This is a genomic window from Cryobacterium sp. Hh7 (genome assembly GCF_004403155.1).
Taxonomy (GTDB): Bacteria; Actinomycetota; Actinomycetes; order Actinomycetales; family Microbacteriaceae; genus Cryobacterium; species Cryobacterium levicorallinum.
The window spans coordinates 15,128-34,750 of the sequence record NZ_SOHG01000030.1 but is presented as its reverse complement, the minus strand read 5'-3'; the positions used below and the strand labels follow the sequence as shown (position 1 = coordinate 34,750).

Annotated in this window: 18 protein-coding genes, 1 tRNA gene and 1 pseudogene; 6 read left to right on the top strand and 14 right to left on the bottom strand. The window is 63.9% G+C overall.

What is annotated here, in order from left to right; all coding sequences use genetic code 11:
• The first annotated feature begins 181 nt into the window (after window positions 1–181).
• Together E3T43_RS10520 and E3T43_RS10515 are read left to right on the top strand one after the other, a co-directional pair.
• Window positions 182–769 (top strand): YqaJ viral recombinase family protein, encoded by a 588-nt coding sequence (locus tag E3T43_RS10520; protein ID WP_370449938.1) that lies wholly within the window; start codon window positions 182–184, stop codon window positions 767–769.
• A 208-nt stretch (window positions 770–977) separates the two neighbouring features.
• A complete protein-coding gene (locus E3T43_RS10515) occupies window positions 978–1,955 on the top strand; it encodes an NADP-dependent oxidoreductase (RefSeq protein WP_241978930.1) in 978 nt (325 codons plus the stop codon).
• A gap of 120 nt (window positions 1,956–2,075) precedes the next feature.
• Here E3T43_RS10515 and E3T43_RS19240 read toward each other — a convergent pair.
• From E3T43_RS19240 to E3T43_RS10490, 5 genes and pseudogenes are all read right to left on the bottom strand, one after another.
• A pseudogene (locus tag E3T43_RS19240) lies at window positions 2,076–2,468 on the bottom strand (signal peptidase I); the annotation flags it as partial.
• A 77-nt stretch (window positions 2,469–2,545) separates the two neighbouring features.
• Entirely contained in the window at window positions 2,546–3,292 is a 747-nt protein-coding gene (locus E3T43_RS10505) for a hypothetical protein (protein WP_134472420.1), read from the bottom strand.
• A gap of 109 nt (window positions 3,293–3,401) precedes the next feature.
• Window positions 3,402–4,601, bottom strand: coding sequence for a fibronectin type III domain-containing protein (locus tag E3T43_RS10500; protein WP_134472419.1), 1,200 nt, complete (start codon window positions 4,599–4,601; stop codon window positions 3,402–3,404).
• A 3-nt stretch (window positions 4,602–4,604) separates the two neighbouring features.
• The gene (locus E3T43_RS10495) at window positions 4,605–5,138 is read right to left on the bottom strand and encodes a hypothetical protein (protein WP_134472418.1); all 534 of its coding nucleotides are present in this window, start codon (window positions 5,136–5,138) and stop codon (window positions 4,605–4,607) included.
• Between the two features lie 91 nt (window positions 5,139–5,229).
• Window positions 5,230–5,847 carry an alternate-type signal peptide domain-containing protein gene (locus E3T43_RS10490; RefSeq protein WP_134472417.1) on the bottom strand — a complete coding sequence of 206 codons (618 nt, stop codon included), beginning with the start codon at window positions 5,845–5,847 and terminating at the stop codon, window positions 5,230–5,232.
• A 475-nt stretch (window positions 5,848–6,322) separates the two neighbouring features.
• Between E3T43_RS10490 and E3T43_RS10485 the strand changes: the two genes are divergently transcribed.
• Window positions 6,323–7,744, top strand: coding sequence for a deoxyribodipyrimidine photo-lyase (locus tag E3T43_RS10485; protein ID WP_134472416.1), 1,422 nt, complete (start codon window positions 6,323–6,325; stop codon window positions 7,742–7,744).
• Window positions 7,745–8,057: 313 nt separating this feature from the next.
• Here E3T43_RS10485 and E3T43_RS10480 read toward each other — a convergent pair whose 3' ends face one another.
• The 4 genes from E3T43_RS10480 to aceB all read right to left on the bottom strand — a co-directional run bounded on the left by E3T43_RS10480 (window position 8,058) and on the right by aceB (window position 12,051).
• Window positions 8,058–8,711 carry a signal peptidase I gene (locus E3T43_RS10480; protein ID WP_241978929.1) on the bottom strand — a complete coding sequence of 218 codons (654 nt, stop codon included), beginning with the start codon at window positions 8,709–8,711 and terminating at the stop codon, window positions 8,058–8,060.
• A gap of 44 nt (window positions 8,712–8,755) precedes the next feature.
• Window positions 8,756–9,316 carry an alternate-type signal peptide domain-containing protein gene (locus E3T43_RS10475; protein ID WP_134472415.1) on the bottom strand — a complete coding sequence of 187 codons (561 nt, stop codon included), beginning with the start codon at window positions 9,314–9,316 and terminating at the stop codon, window positions 8,756–8,758.
• A 208-nt stretch (window positions 9,317–9,524) separates the two neighbouring features.
• On the bottom strand, window positions 9,525–10,109 hold the full coding sequence (locus E3T43_RS10470) for an alternate-type signal peptide domain-containing protein (protein WP_241978931.1): 585 nt from the start codon (window positions 10,107–10,109) through the stop codon (window positions 9,525–9,527).
• Window positions 10,110–10,362: 253 nt separating this feature from the next.
• On the bottom strand, window positions 10,363–12,051 hold the full coding sequence (aceB, locus tag E3T43_RS10465) for a malate synthase A (RefSeq protein WP_134472413.1): 1,689 nt from the start codon (window positions 12,049–12,051) through the stop codon (window positions 10,363–10,365).
• A 268-nt stretch (window positions 12,052–12,319) separates the two neighbouring features.
• Between aceB and E3T43_RS10460 the strand changes: the two genes are divergently transcribed.
• From E3T43_RS10460 to E3T43_RS10450, 3 genes are all read left to right on the top strand, one after another.
• Window positions 12,320–13,801 carry an XRE family transcriptional regulator gene (locus E3T43_RS10460; RefSeq protein ID WP_134472412.1) on the top strand — a complete coding sequence of 494 codons (1,482 nt, stop codon included), beginning with the start codon at window positions 12,320–12,322 and terminating at the stop codon, window positions 13,799–13,801.
• A 259-nt stretch (window positions 13,802–14,060) separates the two neighbouring features.
• Complete coding sequence (locus tag E3T43_RS10455) at window positions 14,061–15,038, top strand: ATP-binding cassette domain-containing protein (RefSeq protein WP_134472411.1); 978 nt, start codon at window positions 14,061–14,063, stop codon at window positions 15,036–15,038.
• A gap of 104 nt (window positions 15,039–15,142) precedes the next feature.
• Window positions 15,143–16,507 (top strand): NAD-dependent succinate-semialdehyde dehydrogenase, encoded by a 1,365-nt coding sequence (locus tag E3T43_RS10450; protein WP_134472410.1) that lies wholly within the window; start codon window positions 15,143–15,145, stop codon window positions 16,505–16,507.
• 259 nt (window positions 16,508–16,766) lie between these two features.
• Here the strand turns inward: E3T43_RS10450 and rplA are convergent, their stop codons facing one another.
• The 5 genes from rplA to E3T43_RS10425 all read right to left on the bottom strand — a co-directional run bounded on the left by rplA (window position 16,767) and on the right by E3T43_RS10425 (window position 19,586).
• The gene (gene rplA, locus E3T43_RS10445; RefSeq protein ID WP_092448383.1) at window positions 16,767–17,456 is read right to left on the bottom strand and encodes a 50S ribosomal protein L1; all 690 of its coding nucleotides are present in this window, start codon (window positions 17,454–17,456) and stop codon (window positions 16,767–16,769) included.
• Window positions 17,457–17,579: 123 nt separating this feature from the next.
• The gene (gene rplK / locus E3T43_RS10440; protein ID WP_092106326.1) at window positions 17,580–18,011 is read right to left on the bottom strand and encodes a 50S ribosomal protein L11; all 432 of its coding nucleotides are present in this window, start codon (window positions 18,009–18,011) and stop codon (window positions 17,580–17,582) included.
• Between the two features lie 135 nt (window positions 18,012–18,146).
• A complete protein-coding gene (nusG, locus tag E3T43_RS10435) occupies window positions 18,147–19,100 on the bottom strand; it encodes a transcription termination/antitermination protein NusG (RefSeq protein WP_134472409.1) in 954 nt (317 codons plus the stop codon).
• Window positions 19,101–19,198: 98 nt separating this feature from the next.
• Window positions 19,199–19,471, bottom strand: coding sequence for a preprotein translocase subunit SecE (secE, locus tag E3T43_RS10430; protein WP_092448385.1), 273 nt, complete (start codon window positions 19,469–19,471; stop codon window positions 19,199–19,201).
• 42 nt (window positions 19,472–19,513) lie between these two features.
• A tRNA-Trp gene (locus tag E3T43_RS10425) sits at window positions 19,514–19,586 on the bottom strand.
• Window positions 19,587–19,623 lie beyond the last annotated feature (37 nt).

Sequence of the window (19,623 nt, the reverse complement as noted above, 5' to 3'; positions counted from 1 at the left end):
GGGGCGTGTCGGGTGGAACGCGGCGCGGCGAGCGGCCGCAGCGTGCGCGGCAGCAAACGAGCGGCACTCCGTGGCGGTGGCGCGCCGACCGGGCGCGCGGGCACACAATAGAGGGGTGCCGAATTCAACGCTGTCCCTCTTCGATCTGGACCGGCCTTCAACGCACCTTGCAGCATCCGCTCTGCTGCCGGCACCGCACACGCTGCGCATCGTCGCCGACTCGACCGACCGGGTGGCCTGGCTGCGGGCGCGCAACCAGGGAATCACCGCAACGGATGTCGCGAAACTGTCGACTCCGAAATCCATTCTGAACGCGGCCCACGACAAAATGCACGGCACGAGCTTCACCGGCAACAGCTACACCGACCACGGGCGGGCCCGGGAACCGGTCATCGCCGCCTGGGTGCTGGAGAACTACGGCATTGAGCCGAGCACGAACTTGTTCCGGTCACTCGGGCACCCGCGACATCTGGCCACACCCGACGGAGTCGGCGTGGCGGCCAATGGCGATCTGCACCTGGCCGAGATCAAGACCACGAGCAAGCCGTGGCGCAGCATTCCGCGCAGTTATATGCGGCAGGTGTGGTGGCAGCAATATGTGCTCGGCGCCGACCGCACGCTGCTGGTCTGGGAAGAGCACCGGGGCTTCGTGCCGGTGGCCCCGGTGCCCGAATGTCGCTGGATCGAACGCGACGAAGACCAGATCGCCATACTGGTCGGTCTCGCCAACGCCCTGATCGACAACCTCGACGAGCAGACCCGCCGCTAGCGGTCCGCTTGGCGGGGCCTGCGCGGTGAGGGGTCCTCACCGCGCATCCCTCAGGCGCACCCCTCATCGCGCATCAGGGAGCGAGCAAGTCTCTATGTTTGGACCGGGCCCGGGCCCGCTCCGCGGGCCCACGATAGATCATGGGCCCGCTTTCCGGGCCCGGGCCCGGAACGTGATGGGGTGGGCGCGATGCAGCAGAATGGGGAGCATGGCTACTGAATACGAACTGCCGGAGACCATGCGCGCCCTCATCATCGACGAGACCGGCGCCCCCGAGGTGTTGCACCTGGCCGATCGGCCGCTGCCCCGCCAGATTTCCGACGAGGTGCTCATCAAGGTCGTCGCCGCCGGCCTCAACCCGATCGACGCCAAGACCCGTGCGGGCAAGGGCGTCGCGGCCGCGATCCAGAGCTATCCGACCATTCTTGGCAACGACTTCAGCGGAATCGTCGTGCGCGCCGCCTTCGAGGCGTCGCCGCTGCAGCCCGGCGACGCGGTCTACGGCATGGGCCGCGTGCCGCGCACCAGCGGCAGCTTCGCCGAGTATGTCTCGGTCTCGAGCATGAGCGTTGCGCACAAACCGGCCAGGCTCAGCCACGCCGAAGCGGCCGCCGTTCCGATCGCGGCGTTGACCGCCTGGGGCATGGTCAAGTTGGCCGGGGCAGCTCCCGGGCAGCGGATGCTGGTGCACGCCGGCAGCGGCGGCGTCGGTCACTTCGCGGTGCAGTTTGCCCGGGTACTGGGAGCGCACGTGACCGCGACGGCGTCGACCCGCAACCTCGACTTTCTGCGCGAGCTCGGCGCCGACGAGGTCATCGACTACAGCACGACCCGCTTCGAGGATGTGGTCCACGATCTCGACTCGGTCATCGACCTCATCGGCAACGTGCACGACAACACCGGCACCCGCTCGCTCGCGGCCCTGCGCCCCGGCGGCCTGCTCGTGAACGCACCGACCGGCAGCTGGCCGACCATGGCAGCGGATGCCGCCGCCGCCGGCCGCCGCGCGACCGGTTTCAAGGTATCCCCCGACGCGCGCACGCTCGACGAGATCTCGGCCCTACTCTCCAGCGGAACCGTGCGCGTGCACGTCGACTCCGTGTTCGAACTCGCCGACGGTGCCGCCGCGCACCGACTGCTCGAAGAGGGTCACACCCGCGGCAAGATCGTGCTCCGCGTCTCGTAACCCGAGGGCCGGGGCGTCGGCATCCGCTCTCCGTTTGCGGGTTTTTCGGCGGTCGAGCAGGCCTCCGACGACCATGAAGCAGGCATAGCCGAACAGGGCCACGGTCACCACGGGGATGATCCAGGTCCGGTTTGCCCCGGTGATCACGTTGTTGACGTAGCCGACGAAGGGTACCGCGTACCAGAGCCGACCTTGAATCTGCGCGGCCAGCACGGGGTCGTCGTCGGGCGCACTGTTGTTGTCGCCCTGCACGATGAAGGAACGCGGTCCTTCTGAGCTCGAAACGATCGAGAGGATGCGGTGCGTCACGACCTTGGCGTCGCCGGACACCATTTGATACGTAACGACGTCTCCAATGTGCAGCGCGTTGGCGTCGACCGGGCGCACGATGACGACAGTGCCGGGCGAAAGTCCCGGCTCCATCGAGCTGGTCAGCACGGTCAGCGGGGTCGCACCGGTCGCCTTGGGAATGACCACGAGCACCAGTCCGAGCCCGATGACGAGCAGCAGCACGGCAGCGCTAAGCGCGATCCCCAGAAAACGCCAGAGGCTGGGAGCGGGCGTATCGATCGGCGCGTCAGCCGGCTGCGTCACGGTTCACGCCGGTCACGGCGTCGCCGGGTGACCAGCAGCACGCCAACACCGAGCAGCAGGCCGCCGCCGATAATGGCCGGAACGGGCAGGTCGACGCCGGTGCGCGACAGAGCATCCGCCCGCTGGGGTACTGACGGTTCGGCGATGGCCGGAATGAGCACGCCATCGTCGTCACAGGCCGATGCCGCGAAGGGTCCAGCCTCGGCATCGCGCAGCGCAACGAGAACGCCGAGGTCCGCGCGCGCGTTTTGAGCGGTCAGTCCGTTCACGTTCATCATCTCGATCGTGAGCTCGACCCGCAGGGTGTCACCGGCCGCGAGCGGCTGCTCGGGCGCGAGTACCGCGCAGCCCGCGTCGGCCAGCTGCGGAACGGTGGTCACAGTCTGTCCCGCGGCGTCTTCGACGGTCAGACTGAGGTATTCCCGAAGGTCAGAGACCGTTCGATCAGCGGATGCTCCGCCCGGCTCCCGCAGGCTCACCCGCACGTTCGCGGGCCGGTCGCTCGGGTTCTGAATCCACAGGGTCGATTGCATCGAACCATCCGGAATCAGCAGGCCGTACGATCCGAACAGTCCGACGGGCAGGCTGCTGGCAAAATGTTCGCCATCGCTGCTGACCAAGACGTCGGGAGCGAACTCGGCGCCCGGCGCCGCCAGGGCCGGGGCGGCGGTCCCACTCACGGTCAGCAGGAACACGGCGCCCACGGTCGCTGCGATCCGGGCACGGATCAGGAATCCGGTCATGAAGCCACCTCGTCGAGGGTGAATAGCTGGTTTTCCTGGATGGGTACCGTGGTGTCGCACGTCTTCAAGGTGAGCGTGTTGCCTGACTCAAGGCACTTCGTGTCGTCCTTCACGCTGCGAATCTGAAAGGTGGCACTGCCCAAGCTGATCGGGGCGAGCGTGAAGCGTTGCTTGGCTTTGTCTGCTGGGCCACTCTGCGTGCTGAGCGACAGGGCAGAGGTGCCTTCCGCAGTCCACACCAGGTTCTCGTCAGCGGCGACGATTTCATACTCGGAACCGTTTCTGTCCGCAATGAAGCTGAACCGTGAGGTTGAGGCGGTCGAGCACTCCTTCGTCGCCAGCACTCGTCCCTTTTGTTGCGGGCGGCCGCATCGACACAGGTCCCGGCGGCGGTGACGACGTGGTACCACACGCCAGGAGCCGGTGGCTGCTTGTTCGTAGACACGGCGAGCTCGTTCGAGGCGGCCAGGTGATTGCCGTTCGCATCGACGGCGTAAATCAGGTAGGTGTAGCGCGTGTTCGCCGTCAGGCCGGTGTCGGTGAAGGTGGTGGCGCTTTGTGCGTTTGCAACCCGCGTGCCGTTTCGCCAGACCTCGTAGCGCGTCACGGTTCTGTCTTGGGCAGCGGCCCAGGTCAAGGAGATGGAGCTGTGCGTCTTCCTGACCGCCGCCAGATCGCGTGGCGCGGTGTTGGTGACAGATTGCGCGGCGGTGACGAGCGAGATGGGTGACGTCCAGTTGCCCGTTCGCGCTTGCAATTCCAGTTGCGCCGTTAGGGAGGTGCCGGCCATGGTGCCGGCGGTGGTGTTGGCGATCGACGTCTGCACGCAGTAGCGCACCGAAGCCCTCGCCGCCAGGTCGCCGCTCAGAGTGATTCCCGTCGCCAGGGGGGTGTTCACTGTTCCGGTCGGGGGCGTCATGGGGCAGCTGCCGGTTGCCGCGATCGACCAGGCGAGCACGTTGACCGCAGCGGCAAACGCGGTCGCGGCGGCCGAACTGACTGTCAGGTCGTAGGCGGCAGGCACGGCGCCGTTGGTCAGGGTGACCGGCTTCGTCGCCGTGAGCAGATGGGACGTGTAGTCGGTCGCGAGCGCGGCGAACCCGTCCTGGCTGATGGTCACGGCGCCCGAGACAGCGGATGCCGTGGGATTGACCGCCGCGGCGGTCCAGACGGCCTGGGCAACGCCGGTGCCGGCAAGGGTCAAAAAGACCAGGCTCGCAATTGCCACGGCAGATCGTGCGGCGGGCCAGCGCGCCGGACGCCCAGACCGGCTGCGCAGCCGCAGGGAACGACGACGGTTCGATGTCATGGGCTAGACCTGCCGTCCGTCAATCAGAAGTCCAAAGCCCGTCGCGTTCTGGGATTGGCTGCCGCTCGGGGCATCCGCTGACAGCCTCACTGAGACGCACAGAAGCGCGCTGGATCCGGGCGCCAGGGTCGTACCGAGCTCGTCAGCCGGCGCGTCAGCGAAGGTGCCGGCAATGGTGGGCGTGAGGTTCGACGTACACTCTTGTACCGTCGAAACGGTGCTCACCCCGACGATCAGTGCCTCCGAGAATAGCGTCGAAACGGTCGGCGGCGTCAGGCCGACGAGGCGAAGGGAGAGCGACACCGTGCCGTCGTTGCGCACGTCGACCGTGCCGACGTTGCTTGCTCCGGGATACAGCGGGGTATTCGACATCTCGAGGTCTGACGTGATGCTGAGCTCGGCGGATCCGGCCTGAATCGTGATTGCTGGGCCGGCCGAAGCGCTCGAGTTCAACAGGGCATAGGTTCCGCCCACGGCCGCAGTGGCCAGCAGGGTCGCACCCAGAATCGCCGCACTCGCGAACAGAAATGTTTTCAAGAGATCACCGGCTTTCGCAAATCAAAAGTGGATGCTGCCTGCTGGTCGTTTCCGGGTGCCCACCGTTGGTGGGCACCCGGGCACCGATCGGTTAGATCTGGGTGAGGTTGACCGCCATGTCCTTGAGGTTGACCGAACCGAGCATCATGGTGTTCTCAGCGCCCAGCGCGCCGTTCGGGAAGGTGATCGTGACCTCGACGGTGACGTCTTCCTCGACGATTCCTACTCCGGGTGTGATGGTGTAATCCGTCGGGCCGGTGGTCACTGAACGCTCAGTCTGGGAGAAGTTATCCTTGATGCCGCCATCGGGTGTCACTGTCAAAACTGCGGTTCCGATGAGGTGGGCGGCCAGTGCGTCGTCGGCTTTGTAACCCGGCGTGGTGGCGTTGATGGAGCCCGCATCGAGCGTCAGCTCGGCGACGAGGTTGTCACCCTCGGCCAGGACGTGCATTTTCTTGGTATAGACCAGTACATCGCCGGGCGAGGCCGCGAATGTTTCGAGGTTCAGGACTACATCGTTCTGGTCCGTCCAAACACCGGGAACTTCAACGCCTTCGATGGCGCTGGGAGAAACAACCAGGTTGCCGGCTTCGATCGTGCCGCCGGCCACCTCGGCCGCGGAGTTCCACAGCGCAAAAGTCGTGCCGCCGCCGAGCAGGAGGGTGAGACCGGCGGCGCCGGCAATCGCGCCTTTGGTGAGCTTGTTCATGGTGAGGCCCTTCGGGTACTGGTCTGAAAACTTCGGGTGGTCGCAGGCCAGCAAGCGGCAGGCGTGGAGCAACGGCAAGAAGCCCGCTACGTGATCGCCGCGGGGTAAGCGCGACGGTGATGCGGCCGGTCGTCCACAACCCTGGGTATTGGGCCATGAATTTGCTACAGTCCGATGGTGTTTTCTGGGGCTGCAGCTCCATCCGCGATTCACACACTAGATGGGACAGACAAATTTGTCTGTCCTGCTCCAACCCCCAGAATGGGGAATTGAGTTTTTGCGCAAAGGGCGACGATTTGGTCTGTTCGCACAAAGATTTACGCCGTTTAGCTCTATTTTCCGCAGACATACCGATGTTTCGACGTGTGGCTCAGTTGGTCGAACCTCGGCCGACGCTGGCGCGACGAACCGTTCTACCTCCGAATTGGTCTCATCCGCGGCAGGGTACACACTGGAGTTCTCACGAGGAGAGCCCATGACTTCACTTCCCTTTACCCCGGCAGAGTCCAACGAGCACGCCGGCCCCTCGGTCGTCTGGTTTCGCGACGACCTGCGCGTCGGCGACAACCCGGCGCTGCACGCAGCCCTCGCCCGACACCGGCCGATCGTGGCCGTGTATGTGTTCGACGACGAGTCCCCCGGAGTGCGCCCGCTCGGCGGCGCCGCCCGTTGGTGGCTTCACCAGAGTCTCAGATCGCTCGGTGCAACGCTCGAGGCGCTCGGCGGCCGGCTCATTCTGCGCCGCGGCCCGGCCGCACCGATCATCACCGAAATCGCCCGTGAAACGGATGCCGCTGCCGTCTTCTGGAATCGCCGCTACGGCTCCGCAGAACGCATGATCGATACCGCGATCAAGGCCGAGCTGCGCGCCGACGGCGTCGATGCCCACAGCTTCGCGGGTTCGCTCCTGTTCGAACCGTGGACCATCCAAACCGGTCAGGGCGGCTCCTACTCGGTGTTCACGCCGTTCTGGCGTGCCTGCCAGGCCGGTCCGCCGCCGCGCGCGCCCTACCCCTCCCCCGACACCGTCTCCGGGTGGTCGGGCAGCCTCGCCACCGACAGCCTCGACGATTGGGGCCTCGAGCCGAGCGCGCCCGACTGGGCTGACGGGCTGCGCGCGGCTTGGCAGCCGGGCGAGACATCCGCTCAGCAAATGCTTGGGCGCTTTCTGGCCGAATCACTCCCCCGCTATGGGGCCGAACGTGACGAACCGGCCCAGAACGCGACGTCGCGTCTGTCGCCGTACCTGCGGTGGGGGGAGATCAGCCCGCACCAGGTCTGGGCGGCCACCCAGGAGGCGCAACGCTCACTCTCCGGGCCGGCGCTCGCGAGTGCGACCCGGTTTCTCACCGAGGTCGGCTGGCGGGAGTTCGCCTACCACGTGCTGTTTCACGCCCCCGAGCTCGCGACCAAGAACTTGCGGCCCGCCTTCGACGCCTTCCCTTGGCCCGAGCTCGACCACGAAGCCGTGACCGCGTGGCAACAAGGCCGCACCGGCTTCGCCCTGGTCGATGCCGGCATGCGCGAGCTTTGGCGAACCGGAAGTATGCACAACCGGGTACGCATGGTCACCGCTTCATTCCTGATCAAGAATATGTTGGTCGACTGGCGGGTGGGCGAGCGCTGGTTCTGGGACACCCTCGTCGATGCCGATGCCGCCAGCAACCCCTTCGGCTGGCAGTGGGTAGCCGGCTCCGGCGCGGATGCTGCGCCCTACTTTCGCATCTTCAATCCCGAACTGCAGGCGGCCAAGTTCGACCCGCACCAGCAGTACATCCGCGCCAACGTGCCCGAATACGGCACGGATGCCTACCCGGCGCCCCTGGTAGACCTCGGCGAAACCCGCCGAGCCGCCCTCGCCGCCTACGACCAGGTGAAAGCCCAGTCGGCAAGCTAGGCGACCCGAACGGCCGCGCCTCACCTCTTCATTCGATTTGCCGTGCCGAGCTTGGACTTCGTCGGGGAGATGGCCCGAACGTCGCTACCCGACAGCGATGTCCGGGCCACGGATCCACGACTCATCGCCCGACGCTTGACCAACCCCGTGGCCACGATCCAGTGGGGAACGCCACGGTGAAATAGTTGAATGTTCCCCCTATTTCTATTCAAACCCTAGAGATGAATAACGCTCACGTGCCTTCATTGGGCATATCCACCTCCCCCCTGCGGGGATGGAACACCGATTGGACCGTTAATCGAAAACGAGCAAACTAGATTTTGGAGTCGCCCAGCGAGCCGGGATCTGCGTTTTCGGATTCAACAATGCACCCGCTGAATTCACGTGCTCGTCGGCGCTTGCGCACGCCGGCCACGACGCCGACCAGGATCATGTAGCCCGCGTAGGCGAACAGCAATGAAACGGCCACCGGAATGAGCCAAGCCCGATTGGAACCATTGACCGCACTGTTGACATACCCAATCAGCGGAACGGAATACCAGAGCCGACCCTGCACCTGCGCTTCGAGCACGGCGTCCGCATCGGCCGCCCCGTTGTTGTCACCCTTCGTGACGAACGTGCGCTCACCCGCCGAGGTATTGATGGCGATGATGCGGTGGGTGATGACGCCGCGTTTTCCGGTCTCCATTTGGTAGGTGATGACATCACCCAGCACCAGGGCATCCACTTCAACCGGCCGAACGATGATCAACGTGCCGGGCGGAAAGCCCGGCTCCATCGAGCTGGTGAGTACGGTCAGTGGGATCGATCCGGTGAACTTTGGGATCACGATCAGCACCACGGCGAGCGCGATAACGAGCAGCAACACGGCCAGACTCAGGGCAAACCTGATCTGACGCCACAGACCAGCGGACTTTCTGGCCGGTTTGGGCAGCGGATGCTGATCGGCCGGGAGAGTCGCGCTCAAAGCTTCACTCTTCACGCGACTCTCCATTCTGGGCACAGGGGCAGTTACAGCGTCTGCGAAAGGATCACCGCGAGGCCGGACAGGTAAACCGCCCCGGTCTTCGCATCATCGTCATCCGCGGCGTCTTCTGGGAATGCGATCGTGACGGTAACGAGAAGCTCATGCTCGCCAGCAGTCAGGTCGAAGCCGGTGCGACCAACGCCAACACTGGCACCAACTCCGCTGCCGTCAACCACCTCGACAGTGGTCTCCTTCTTGAGCAGCTCTTCCAGCGCCACGTTCGCTTCCACGTCGTCGGAAATGATCGAGCCCTGGTCGACGACGATTTGTGCCTGGATATTGTCGCCCACTGCGTCCACGTTGAGTACCGTCTCGTAGGTGAGGGTGTCACCCGGAACAATGAGGTAGTCGTCGATACTTTCGATCGTGACGTCATTCTGGTCGGACCAGGTACTTGTCCCCGTCTCGACCGTCAGCGTTCCAGCCGTGATGGTTGCACCAGGAATAACCACGGTGTCATTCCACAGCGCGAACGTCCCGGCCCCGCCGAGAAGAAGTACGATACCGGCCGCACCGGCTATTGATCCCGTGAGGATTTTGTTCATGAAGTTCTTCCTTTACAAAAGTCGAGGGAAACGAGAAGAGATGGACCCCTTAGCGTCTTGCGCCGACGTTTAGGACAGGATCGGCGACATCCGTTCAAAGGCCGAATCAGCCTGCTCCTGGGCAGACCTGGCGACACGGCCAACAGGGAGAGTCGCGCGCTCGAATGTAAATTTCACGCGACTCTCCGCTCGCTGGCCTGCCGAGGAGCTAGTTCAGGGTCTGCGTCAGGAGCACCGCGAGTTCAGAGAGATCAACTGCTCCGGTCTTCGCCGGGTTCTCCTTGCCTCCGTCGACGCCACCCTTGAAGTTGACCGTGACGGTCACGAGGTACTCCGTGTCACCGGCTGGCACTACCATCTCAAGGGATTCCTCGCCGACGGGCGGGCCGACAGGACCTTTAAGGCTCGGCACACCGTCTTCCAACTCCACCGCGGTCAACGTGGTGCCTTCCTTGAGGAGTTTCTCAAGCGCCACATCTGCCTCAGAGTCGCTGCCGGCGGTGAGCTGGCCCTTGGTAACTGAGAGCAGCGCCTTAATGTTGTCACCGTGAGCTGCCACGCTGAGAACCGTCTGGTAGGTGAGCTTGTCACCCGGAACGATGAGGAACTCGTCCATGTCGAGCACGGTCTCCATCTGGTCAGTCCAGACACCGTCGGCAGCGTCTACCGTCAGCGTTCCAGCCTTGATTTCCGCACCGGCGACCGCCGCATCGTCATTCCAGAGCGCGAAGGTTCCCGCGCCACCGAGGAGAAGAGCCACACCAGCAGCGCCAGCGATGGATCCTTTGAGCATTTTGTTCACGATTGTGCCTCTCAATTGTCAGTCCCGAAGTGAGATGATGGATTTTCTTCATCATCTATATTCAAAAACTGTAGAGATGAGATCTGCTCATGTATGCCCCCCATTGGGCGGCCGCGTCCCCCCAGACTGGGGGATGGAACGAGGGGTCTTCCGAAAATGAAAAAACGGGCAAATGGATGCTTCACCCCTGTGATGATGCCGGGGTGAAGCATCCATTTGCCCGCTTTCGCGAACGCCGAATGAGTTATAAGAAGCGGGCGTACGCTCCGACCGTCAAGAAGGTCGGGAACTCGGGCTCGAGCGCCGACGTGCGCAGCACCGTGAGGGCGTCGTCGAAGCGGTCGGTGGGCGTGCGCTCGAGGCCGTCCACGATCTCGTCGAGCACCTCTTCGACCCAGTCGGAGTCGATTCGGCGGCCCTCGACGGTGACCGAGTTCTCGTGGATCCACTGCCAGAGCTGCGAGCGGGAGATCTCCGCGGTAGCGGCGTCTTCCATCAGGTTGTCGATTGCCGCAGCACCAACGCCGCGCAGCCAGGACTCGATGTAGCGGAGCGCTATGAGCACGTTGCCGCGCACGCCGGCCTCGGTGATCTGACCGCCGACCGAGGCGACGTCGAGTAGCTGGGCCGCCGTCACGCTCACCTCGGGGCGGGTGCGCTCGAGCTGGTTCGGCCGGTCGCCGAGCACCTTGTCGAATTCGTACCTAGCGGTCGGGATCAGGTCGGGGTGCGCCACCCAGGAGCCGTCGAAGCCGTCGGTGGCCTCACGCTTCTTGTCGGCGGCGACCTGGGCGAGCGCCTGCTCGGTGACGGCCGGGTCGCGACGGTTCGGGATGAACGCGCTCATGCCGCCGATGGCGAAAGCTCCGCGGCGGTGGCAGGTCGCCACGAGCAGCTCGGTGTAGGCCCGCATGAACGGCACCGTCATGGTGATCTGCTTGCGGTCGGGAAAGACGAAGCGACTGCCACGAGACCGAAACGTCTTGATAATGCTGAAGATGTAGTCCCAGCGGCCGGCGTTCAGCCCGGCGCAGTGGTCGCGCAGCTCGTAGAGAATCTCGTCCATCTCGAACCCGGCCTGAATCGTCTCGATCAGCACGGTGGCACGCACGGTGCCGTACGGGATTCCGAGACGCTCTTCGGCATAGGTGAAGATGTCATTCCACAGGCGGGCTTCCTTGTGACTCTCCAGCTTGGCGAGGTAGAAGTACGGGCCGGTGCCATTCTCGATGAGCTTCTTGGCGTTGTGGAAGAAGTACAGGCCGAAGTCGATCAGGCTGCCCGAGGACTTCATGCGACGGTTGGCGGCATCAACGAAGGTCACGTGCTTCTCGACCAGGTGCCAGCCACGCGGACGCATCACGATGGTCGGCGTGGTCTTGTTCGTGATCTCGTACTTTTTGCCCTCGGGGCTCGTGTAGCTCAGCTGGCCGCGCACCTGGTCGAACAGGGTCAGCTGGCCCTCGATGACGTTGGTCCAGGTCGGGCTGGTGGCGTCTTCCTGGTCGGCGAGCCACACCTTGGCGCTCGAGTTGAGCGCGTTGATGGCCATCTTGCGGTCGGTCGGACCGGTGATCTCCACGCGGCGGTCTTCCAGACCGGGTCCGGCTCCCGCAACACTCCAGGTTGAATCCAAGCGGATGCTCTCGGTAGCGCTTAGAAATTTGGGGTCGCGACCATTCGCGGCATCCACTCGAGTCTGCAGCCGGGCAGCGAGCAGGTCGTGCCGAGTGCCGGCAAAACGCTCGTGCAGCTCGGCGAGAAATTCGAGGGCGTCCGGCGTGAGGATCTCGTCGTAGCGGTCTGCGAGCGGGCCGGTCACCTCGAGGTGCGGGCGAATGGTGGCGAAGCTGCCGGTCGTGGTCTTCACCTTGTCGGTCTTGATCGGCGCGGAGGTGACCGTCTGATCAATGGTCGGGTTTGGGGTGTTCATGGTCTGGCTCCTTGCGAAAGTAGGTGAAACCGACAGGGGGCGAACCTAAAATTGCGGTGCGCCCGATCTCAGGCTGAATGGTGGTGGTACGGTTCTGCTTCGGTCGAACCGATGAGCGCGAGGGTGGATGCGTTCAGTGTTCAAATCGTCGTTACTGGCCTGTGTTCATACTCTGCCGGGTCTGCACGGTAGAAAACCAAAATATATCGGCAGAAGAAACCCTGTTCTTCTGATTGTGGAAACTTTTGAATCGTGTGACACTGTGTGAATGGTTCCCGCTGAAGCCCTCGCCGCCCTGTCGTCCCTCGCCGTCGATGAACCCGAGCTCGACGCTCTCACCCTCGGGCGGCGCATCCGCGAGCTGCGCACCATTCGCCGTATGACGCTCGACACCCTCGCCGCCGCCATCGACCGCGCGCCGTCGCAGGTGTCGATGATGGAGAACGGCAAGCGCGAACCGCGCCTGTCCATGCTGCGCACGATCGCCCTAGCCCTCGGCACGACCGTTGATGAATTGATGCGAACGGATGCCCCCTCCGAGCGAGCCGCACTGGAAATCTCGGTCGAACGCGCCCAGCGCGGCCCGGTGTTTCAGGCGTTGGGCCTCCCCCGCATCCGTGTGAGCAAGGGGCAGAGCGACGAAACACTGCACACCATTCTGAGCCTGCACAACGAGATCGACCGGCTCAACCGGGAACGAGCCGCGACCCCGGAGGAAGCCCGGCGGGCTAACTCGGCCCTGCGCCAGATCATGCGGCAGCAGGACAATTATTTTCCCGAGCTCGAGGCCCAGGCCCTCGAAATTCTCACCGCGGTGGGGCATTCCGGCGGCCCGGTATCGCAGCAGCTCGTCGCCGACATGGCCACCCATCTGGGCTTCTCACTGCACTACGTGAACGATCTGCCGCACTCCACCCGGTCGGTCACGGACAAACGCAACGGGCGGATTTACCTGCCGACCAACCGCTCGGCCTCGCGGGATTCCCGCTCCCCGATCGTGCAGGCCTTCGCCAGCGAACTGTGCGCACACGAGGAACCGAAAAATTATGCAGAATTTCTGCGTCAGCGGGTGGAGACGAACTATCTCACCGCCGCCATTCTGCTGCCGGAGCGTGATGCCGTACGCATGCTGACCGAAGCGAAGACCCTGCGGCGCATCTCGATGGAAGACCTGCGCGACGCCTTCGCCGTCTCCTACGAAATGGCCGCACATCGCTTCACCAACCTCGCCACCGCCCGGCTCGAAATTCCGGTGCACTTCATGAAGGTGCACGAGTCGGGCACCATCATCAAGGCCTACGAGAACGACAATGTGCGCTTTCCCAGCGATGCGCTCGGCGCGGTCGAGGGCACCACGGTTTGCCGCAGCTGGACCGCCCGCACCGTATTCGACGTTGCCGATCGCTTCAGCGCCTGGTACCAGTACACCGACATGCCAGCCGGAAGCTTCTGGTGTACCTCACGCGTCGAGAAGGCCAAGGAGGGCCAATACTCGGTGAGTGTGGGCGTTCCCTTCGCCCACGTGAAGTGGTTTCGCGGGCGTGAAACGTCAAACCGCGCCGTGTCGCTTTGCCCGGACGAGTCGTGCTGCCGCCGGGCGCCCGACAACCTGGCCGACCGCTGGGCCGGGCAATCCTGGCCGGCCGCGCGCACGCCGACCAGCCTGCTCGCCGCGCTGCCCACCGGAACATTTCCCGGCGTCGACCAGACCGAGGTCTACCAGTTTCTCGAAGCCCACTCGCCGCACTGAGCACCACGATGACCCGGCGGCGGAATTACTGGATTACTGGGATTATTACTGGAAGACTATTGGGGTGTGAGCATCCGCTCAAAAAAAGAAAAACAAACCGGTACGTTGTTGGCACCGGTATTAGCTAGCATTGGGTAGACTTGGGGGTGCTGTCGAGTCTGGCGCACGCTCACAGCCCCATGCACCAGAGAGTTTCGGTTGTGAGCGTCAGTTCCACGTTTCAGTCCCTGCTCTCGCCCTACTGAAATGCGAGCTGACCATGACTGATGCTCGCGCCGTTCTTCGTCGGATCAATCTCGCCGTGCGGGCAGGAATCCCCTCGGCCGAGTCGGCACTCACGCCGCCGGACGAGTCGCTCGATCGCGCCGCGCCGACTGCGCCGACTGCACCGACCGCGGAGACCACGGCTCCGCTGCCGTCGCACTGGTTTCGCTCGGCGGCCGTGCTGGACGTGCGCGGACTGCGCGTTGCTGCGGGAGCCCGCCCCGACGCACCGCTGCTGGTCAATGGCATCTCACTTTCTATAACCCGCGGCGAAGTGATCGGGCTGGTCGGCGACGCCAATTCCGGCGCCCTCGAGATCGCCCAGTGCATCGCCGGTCTGCTGCCGGCTCCGGCGGTCATCCGTTCCGGGTCGATTCTGTTCAACGGCGGGGAACTGGTTGGGCTGCCCCCGCGACCGCGCGACCGGCCGCGGGACGCAAGGATCGCCTACCTGCCGCGCGATCCACTCGGCAGTCTCGACCACGGAGTGACCGTTGGAACGCAGCTGACCGCACCGCTGCGTTACCTCGGCCTGGCCAAGACGGCCGCCTATGAGCGTTCGCTGGCCCTGCTGGATCAGGCTGGCGTCGAGCGCCCGGAGGACACGTTCATGTCCTACCCGCACCAGCTGTCGCACGTGGTCGCCCAGCGCGTACACATTGCCGCTTCACTCGCGGGCAAGCCCGACCTCGTCGTGGCCGATAACCCCACAGACGCCCTGGACTCGTCAGACAGCTCAGACATTTTGGACCTGCTGCGGATGTTGCAGCGCGACAACGGGCTGACGATGATCATGGTGACGCGCTCGATCAGCGTGGCGGCGCTAACCTGCCAGCGGGTCGCCGTTGTTCGATCCGGCACAATCGTGGAATATGCCTCGGTCGCCGAACTCTTCGGCTCGCCGAAGCATCCGCATACCCGCGAACTGCTGCATGCGGAGCAGAATCAGTGGCCAGGGAGCCCCGCGCTGTAGCTCCTGCGGCTGCGTCGTCTTTAATCATCCGCTGCTATATCTTTGACAAACCAGAGTTTGCATCGGCGCCGGTATTTGGTGCCTGACCAGTGAAGGATAAGCCTATGACCAGCTACGCAGTCATCAACCCGGCCACCGGGGCGACAGTAAAGACCTACGACACAATCTCGGATGCTGAGCTCACCACCGCGATCACCGCCGCAGACGACGCCCACACCTGGTCGCGCTCCGTCAGCGTCGATGATCGCGCAGCGCTCATCCGCCGCGTGGCCGAACTGCACCGCGAGCGCCGCCAGGAGCTTGCCGAGATCATCGTGCGCGAAATGGGTAAGCCCATGGATCAGGCCCTCGGCGAGGTCGACTTCAGCGCCGACATCTACGCCTATTACGCCGACAACGCGACGGACCTGCTGAAGGACGAAGCCATCACCCTGCTCGCCGGCGAAGGTTCGGCGCTCATACGTCGCAGCTCGCTCGGTGTGCTGCTCGGAATCATGCCGTGGAACTTTCCCTACTACCAGGTTGCCCGTTTCGCCGGACCAAACCTGATCATCGGCAACACCATCCTGCTCAAGCACGCCGAGCAGTGCCCAGAATCGGCCGCCGCGATCGCGCAGATCATGCTCGACGCAGGCTTCCCCGAGGGTGCGTACACCAACCTCTACGCTTCCCATGATCAGATCGCCACGATCATCGCCGACAAGCGCCTGCAGGGTGTCTCGCTCACCGGTTCGGAACGCGCCGGAGCGGCGATTGCTGAGCTGGCCGGACGCAACTTGAAGAAGGTCGTGCTCGAGCTCGGCGGCTCAGACCCGTTCATCCTGCTGTCCACCGACGACCTGGATGAGACCGTCAGTGCCGCCGTGGCTGCTCGCATCGACAACAATGGCCAGGCCTGCAATGCTGCCAAGCGCTTCATCGTCATCGAGGAGCTGTACCAGCCCTTCCTCGAAAAGTTCACGGCGGCAATCAATGCCGTCGAGCTGGGCGACCCGACCAAAGACGGCACCGGACTCGGGCCGCTTTCCTCGAAAAAGACCACCGAGACTCTGACCGAGCAGGTTGCGCGCGCGGTGGCTCAGGGTGCCACCCTCGTCACGGGCGGAACCGCTGAGGGCAACTTCTTCGCCGCAACCGTGCTCACCAACGTGTTGCCCGAGTCCGATGCCTTCCACGAAGAATTCTTCGGCCCGGTCGCACAGATCTTCAGCGTCCCCGACGAGGCCGCAGCACTAGCATTGGCCAACAACACTCCGTTCGGCCTGGGTTCCTACGTCTTCACGACCGACCCAGAGCAGGCACTGCGCGTGGCCGACGGCATTGAGGCCGGCATGGTCTTCATCAATTTGGTCGGTGCCGACGGTGCCGAGCTGCCCTTCGGCGGCGTCAAACGTTCCGGCTCGGGGCGCGAACTGGGCCGTTTCGGTGCCGACGAATTCGTCAACAAAAAGATGATCCGTATCGGCTGACCCGTCCGCTGCCGCAGCCTCTCAGCGGATGCGGGCGCCCTCTACGGCTGCGCGCTACGCCAGTTACCGTAGCCCGTACCCGACTGGGCGCGGCCGAGACCAGCGATGGCGGCGGGTTGCTCGCGGGGTGTCGAGTGCTGAGCTGAGGAGCAAGTGCTCCCTCCCAGGGCGACCCACGGAGAACTAACCCGGCCATCAGCATCCGCTTAAATGAAGCAGGGCCCGTCCGAAGACGGGCCCTGCTCAGTGAAGCGGATGCTTAGATGCTGTTGACGTCCAGCTGGATGCCAGGACCGAAGGTGGTCGAGACGACGCCCTTCGTGATGTAACGGCCCTTGGACGAGCTCGGCTTGAGGCGAACGATCTCTTCGAGCGCTGCGGAGATGTTCTCGTTGAGCTGCTCGGCGGAGAAGGATGCCTTGCCAACGACGAAGTGCACGTTGGAGTGCTTGTCGACGCGGAATTCGATCTTTCCACCCTTGATGTCGGATACGGCCTTGGCGACGTCGGGCGTCACGGTTCCGGTCTTCGGGTTCGGCATGAGGCCACGCGGGCCGAGAACCTTTCCGAGACGACCGACCTTACCCATGAGCTCGGGGGTCGAGACGGCGGAGTCGAACGAGGTGTAACCAGCGGCTACCTTCTCGATGAGCTCGTCGCCACCGACCTCGTCGGCGCCCGCTGCGATAGCGGCTTCGGCGGCGGGGCCGGTTGCGAAGACGATGACGCGGGCGGTGCGGCCGGTGCCGTGCGGGAGGATGACTGTTCCACGAACCATCTGGTCGGCCTTGCGCGGGTCGACTCCGAGGCGGAGGGCGACCTCAACCGTGGAGTTGAACTTCGCGGAGCCGGTCTCCTTGGCGAGGGTGACGGCTTCGACGGGCGTGTAGAAGTTGTCTTCGCCGATTTTCGCGGCGGAGGCGCGGTACGCCTTTGACTTGGTTGCCATGTGAAATCTCCTGTATGTACTTCAGAGTGTGGTGCGAGCCTGGCAGGCTCTTCCACTAATTGCTTAGGGTGCTCAGGCGCCGTGTGGAGCCGAAGCGAGGGGGTGTTCGCGCAGTTGTTGTTGTTAGGCGCTGACCGTGATGCCCATGGAGCGGGCGGTTCCGGCGATGATCTTCGCGGCGGCGTCGATGTCGTTGGCGTTGAGGTCAACCATCTTCGCTTCAGCGATCTCGCGAACCTGAGCCTGCGTAAGGTTGGCAACCTTGACGGTGTGCGGGGTTCCGCTGCCCTTGGCGACGCCGGCAGCCTTCTTGATGAGCTCCGCTGCGGGCGGGGTCTTCAAGATGAAGGTGAACGAACGGTCGTCGTAGACGGTGATCTCAACGGGGATGACGTTGCCGCGCTGGGCTTCGGTCGCTGCGTTGTAGGCCTTGCAGAACTCCATGATGTTAACGCCGTGCTGACCCAGTGCCGGCCCGATGGGCGGTGCGGGGTTGGCTGCGCCGGCCTTGATCTGAAGCTTGATCAGACCGGTAACCTTCTTCTTCGGTGCCATTGTATTGTCCTTCGTATTGATGTGCGAGCTGCCCCGAGGGGATGCTCTCCCGGTGGCCCGGATGGGCCCCGGTGGTTTGGGAACCAGCGTGGATGACCCGCGCGGGTCATCCGTTCTGCCGGTAAGAGGTGCTGGTTAGAGCTTGGTGACCTGGTCGAAGCTGAGCTCGACCGGCGTCTCACGCTCGAACAGGGAGACGAGCACGATGAGCTTGCCGCTCTCCGGCTTGATCTCGCTGATCGAACCGGGCAGGCCCGCGAACGAGCCTTCCTTGATCGTGATGGTCTCGCCGATTTCGTAGTCGACCTCGGCAGCGATGACGCGCTGCGCCGACTTTCCGGGGGCGCCCCCAGCTTTGGTCGGGGCTTCGACGATTTCGACGAGTCCCTTGAGCATGCCGAAGGCCTCTTCGAAGCGCAGCGGCGTGGGGTTGTGGGCGTTGCCGACGAAGCCGGTCACACCGGGGGTGTGGCGAACAACCGACCAGCTGTCTTCGTCGAGGTCCATGCGCACGAGCACGTAGCCCGGGATGCGCACGCGGGTGACCATCTTGCGCTGGCCATTCTTGATCTCGACGACATCTTCCATGGGAACTTCGCACTGGTAGATGAAATCTTCCATCGCCATCGACTGCTTGCGGTTCTCAATGTTCGACTTCACGCGACGCTCGAAACCGGCGTAGGAGTGAATGACGTACCACTTACCCGGCAGAAAGCGCAGTTCCTTGCGGAAGGCTTCGTAGGGGTCGATCTCGGCGTCGTCTTCTGCGTCTTCGGCGTTGACGAGCTTGCCTTCGTCTTCGACGGCTTCGACGGAGGCGTCGGCCTCTTCGGCGGAATCAATGTCGAGGGCGTCGTCGACAATGGCGTCAGCTTCGGGATCCGCGGACTCTGCCAGGGCGTCGAGAGCGGCGTCGAGGTTGACCTCAACGTCGTCGTTCTCGTCGATGACGTGCAGGGCAACCTGCTCTGCGGCCTCTACGGAGTCTTCGTCGGCCGCGAGGGTGTTGCCCTCTTGCGCTTCGTCGTCCTCGGAGGACTGCTCAGCGGCAGTGGCCCAGTCGACATCGTCGTGCTTCGTCTCAGTCACTAAATCTCAATCCTTATTTGTTCTACGTGTTCAAGTGTGCGGGCACGGGTGCCAGTAATGCTTGGCGGTCCGATCAAAGCGGATGCCGGTGGCGGGAGTTATCCCGGCGTTCCGAAGACGTAGAGAACGGCGAGGCCGAACACCCAGTCCAGGAGCGACACGATGCCCATCATGATGACAACGAAGACGAGCACGACGCCGGTGTAGCTCAGCAGCTCTTTACGAGTCGGAGTGACCACCTTGCGCAGTTCTGCAAAGACCTGCTTGATAAACAGGGACAGCCGAGCGAAAGGTCCGCGACTTGACTCGCGTGCCATTCGTGCGTTCGCGACGATTTCCTCACCGGGTTCGTCGACAACTTTTCGGGCCACCTGTTTACACCTCTCATGGTCGGCGGACTAACCACCGATGTGCAGGGCGGACAGGACTCGAACCTGCAACCTGCGGTTTTGGAGACCGCTGCTCTACCAATTGAGCCACCACCCTATGGAAGTAAATTCACCCTGCAGTTCTACGTTCTCCG

Excerpts from the sequence above, each read along its gene's own strand:
- E3T43_RS10515 (WP_241978930.1), top strand. The coding sequence starts at position 978 with ATGGCTACTGAATACGAACTGCCGGAGACCATGCGCGCCCTCATCATC.
- E3T43_RS10505 (WP_134472420.1), bottom strand. The coding sequence starts at position 3,292 with ATGACCGGATTCCTGATCCGTGCCCGGATCGCAGCGACCGTGGGCGCC.
- E3T43_RS10500 (WP_134472419.1), bottom strand. The coding sequence starts at position 4,601 with ATGACATCGAACCGTCGTCGTTCCCTGCGGCTGCGCAGCCGGTCTGGG.
- E3T43_RS10490 (WP_134472417.1), bottom strand. The coding sequence starts at position 5,847 with ATGAACAAGCTCACCAAAGGCGCGATTGCCGGCGCCGCCGGTCTCACC.
- E3T43_RS10485 (WP_134472416.1), top strand. The coding sequence starts at position 6,323 with ATGACTTCACTTCCCTTTACCCCGGCAGAGTCCAACGAGCACGCCGGC.
- E3T43_RS10475 (WP_134472415.1), bottom strand. The coding sequence starts at position 9,316 with ATGAACAAAATCCTCACGGGATCAATAGCCGGTGCGGCCGGTATCGTA.
- E3T43_RS10470 (WP_241978931.1), bottom strand. The coding sequence starts at position 10,109 with ATGCTCAAAGGATCCATCGCTGGCGCTGCTGGTGTGGCTCTTCTCCTC.
- aceB (WP_134472413.1), bottom strand. The coding sequence starts at position 12,051 with ATGAACACCCCAAACCCGACCATTGATCAGACGGTCACCTCCGCGCCG.
- E3T43_RS10460 (WP_134472412.1), top strand. The coding sequence starts at position 12,320 with ATGGTTCCCGCTGAAGCCCTCGCCGCCCTGTCGTCCCTCGCCGTCGAT.
- E3T43_RS10455 (WP_134472411.1), top strand. The coding sequence starts at position 14,061 with ATGACTGATGCTCGCGCCGTTCTTCGTCGGATCAATCTCGCCGTGCGG.
- E3T43_RS10450 (WP_134472410.1), top strand. The coding sequence starts at position 15,143 with ATGACCAGCTACGCAGTCATCAACCCGGCCACCGGGGCGACAGTAAAG.
- rplA (WP_092448383.1), bottom strand. The coding sequence starts at position 17,456 with ATGGCAACCAAGTCAAAGGCGTACCGCGCCTCCGCCGCGAAAATCGGC.
- rplK (WP_092106326.1), bottom strand. The coding sequence starts at position 18,011 with ATGGCACCGAAGAAGAAGGTTACCGGTCTGATCAAGCTTCAGATCAAG.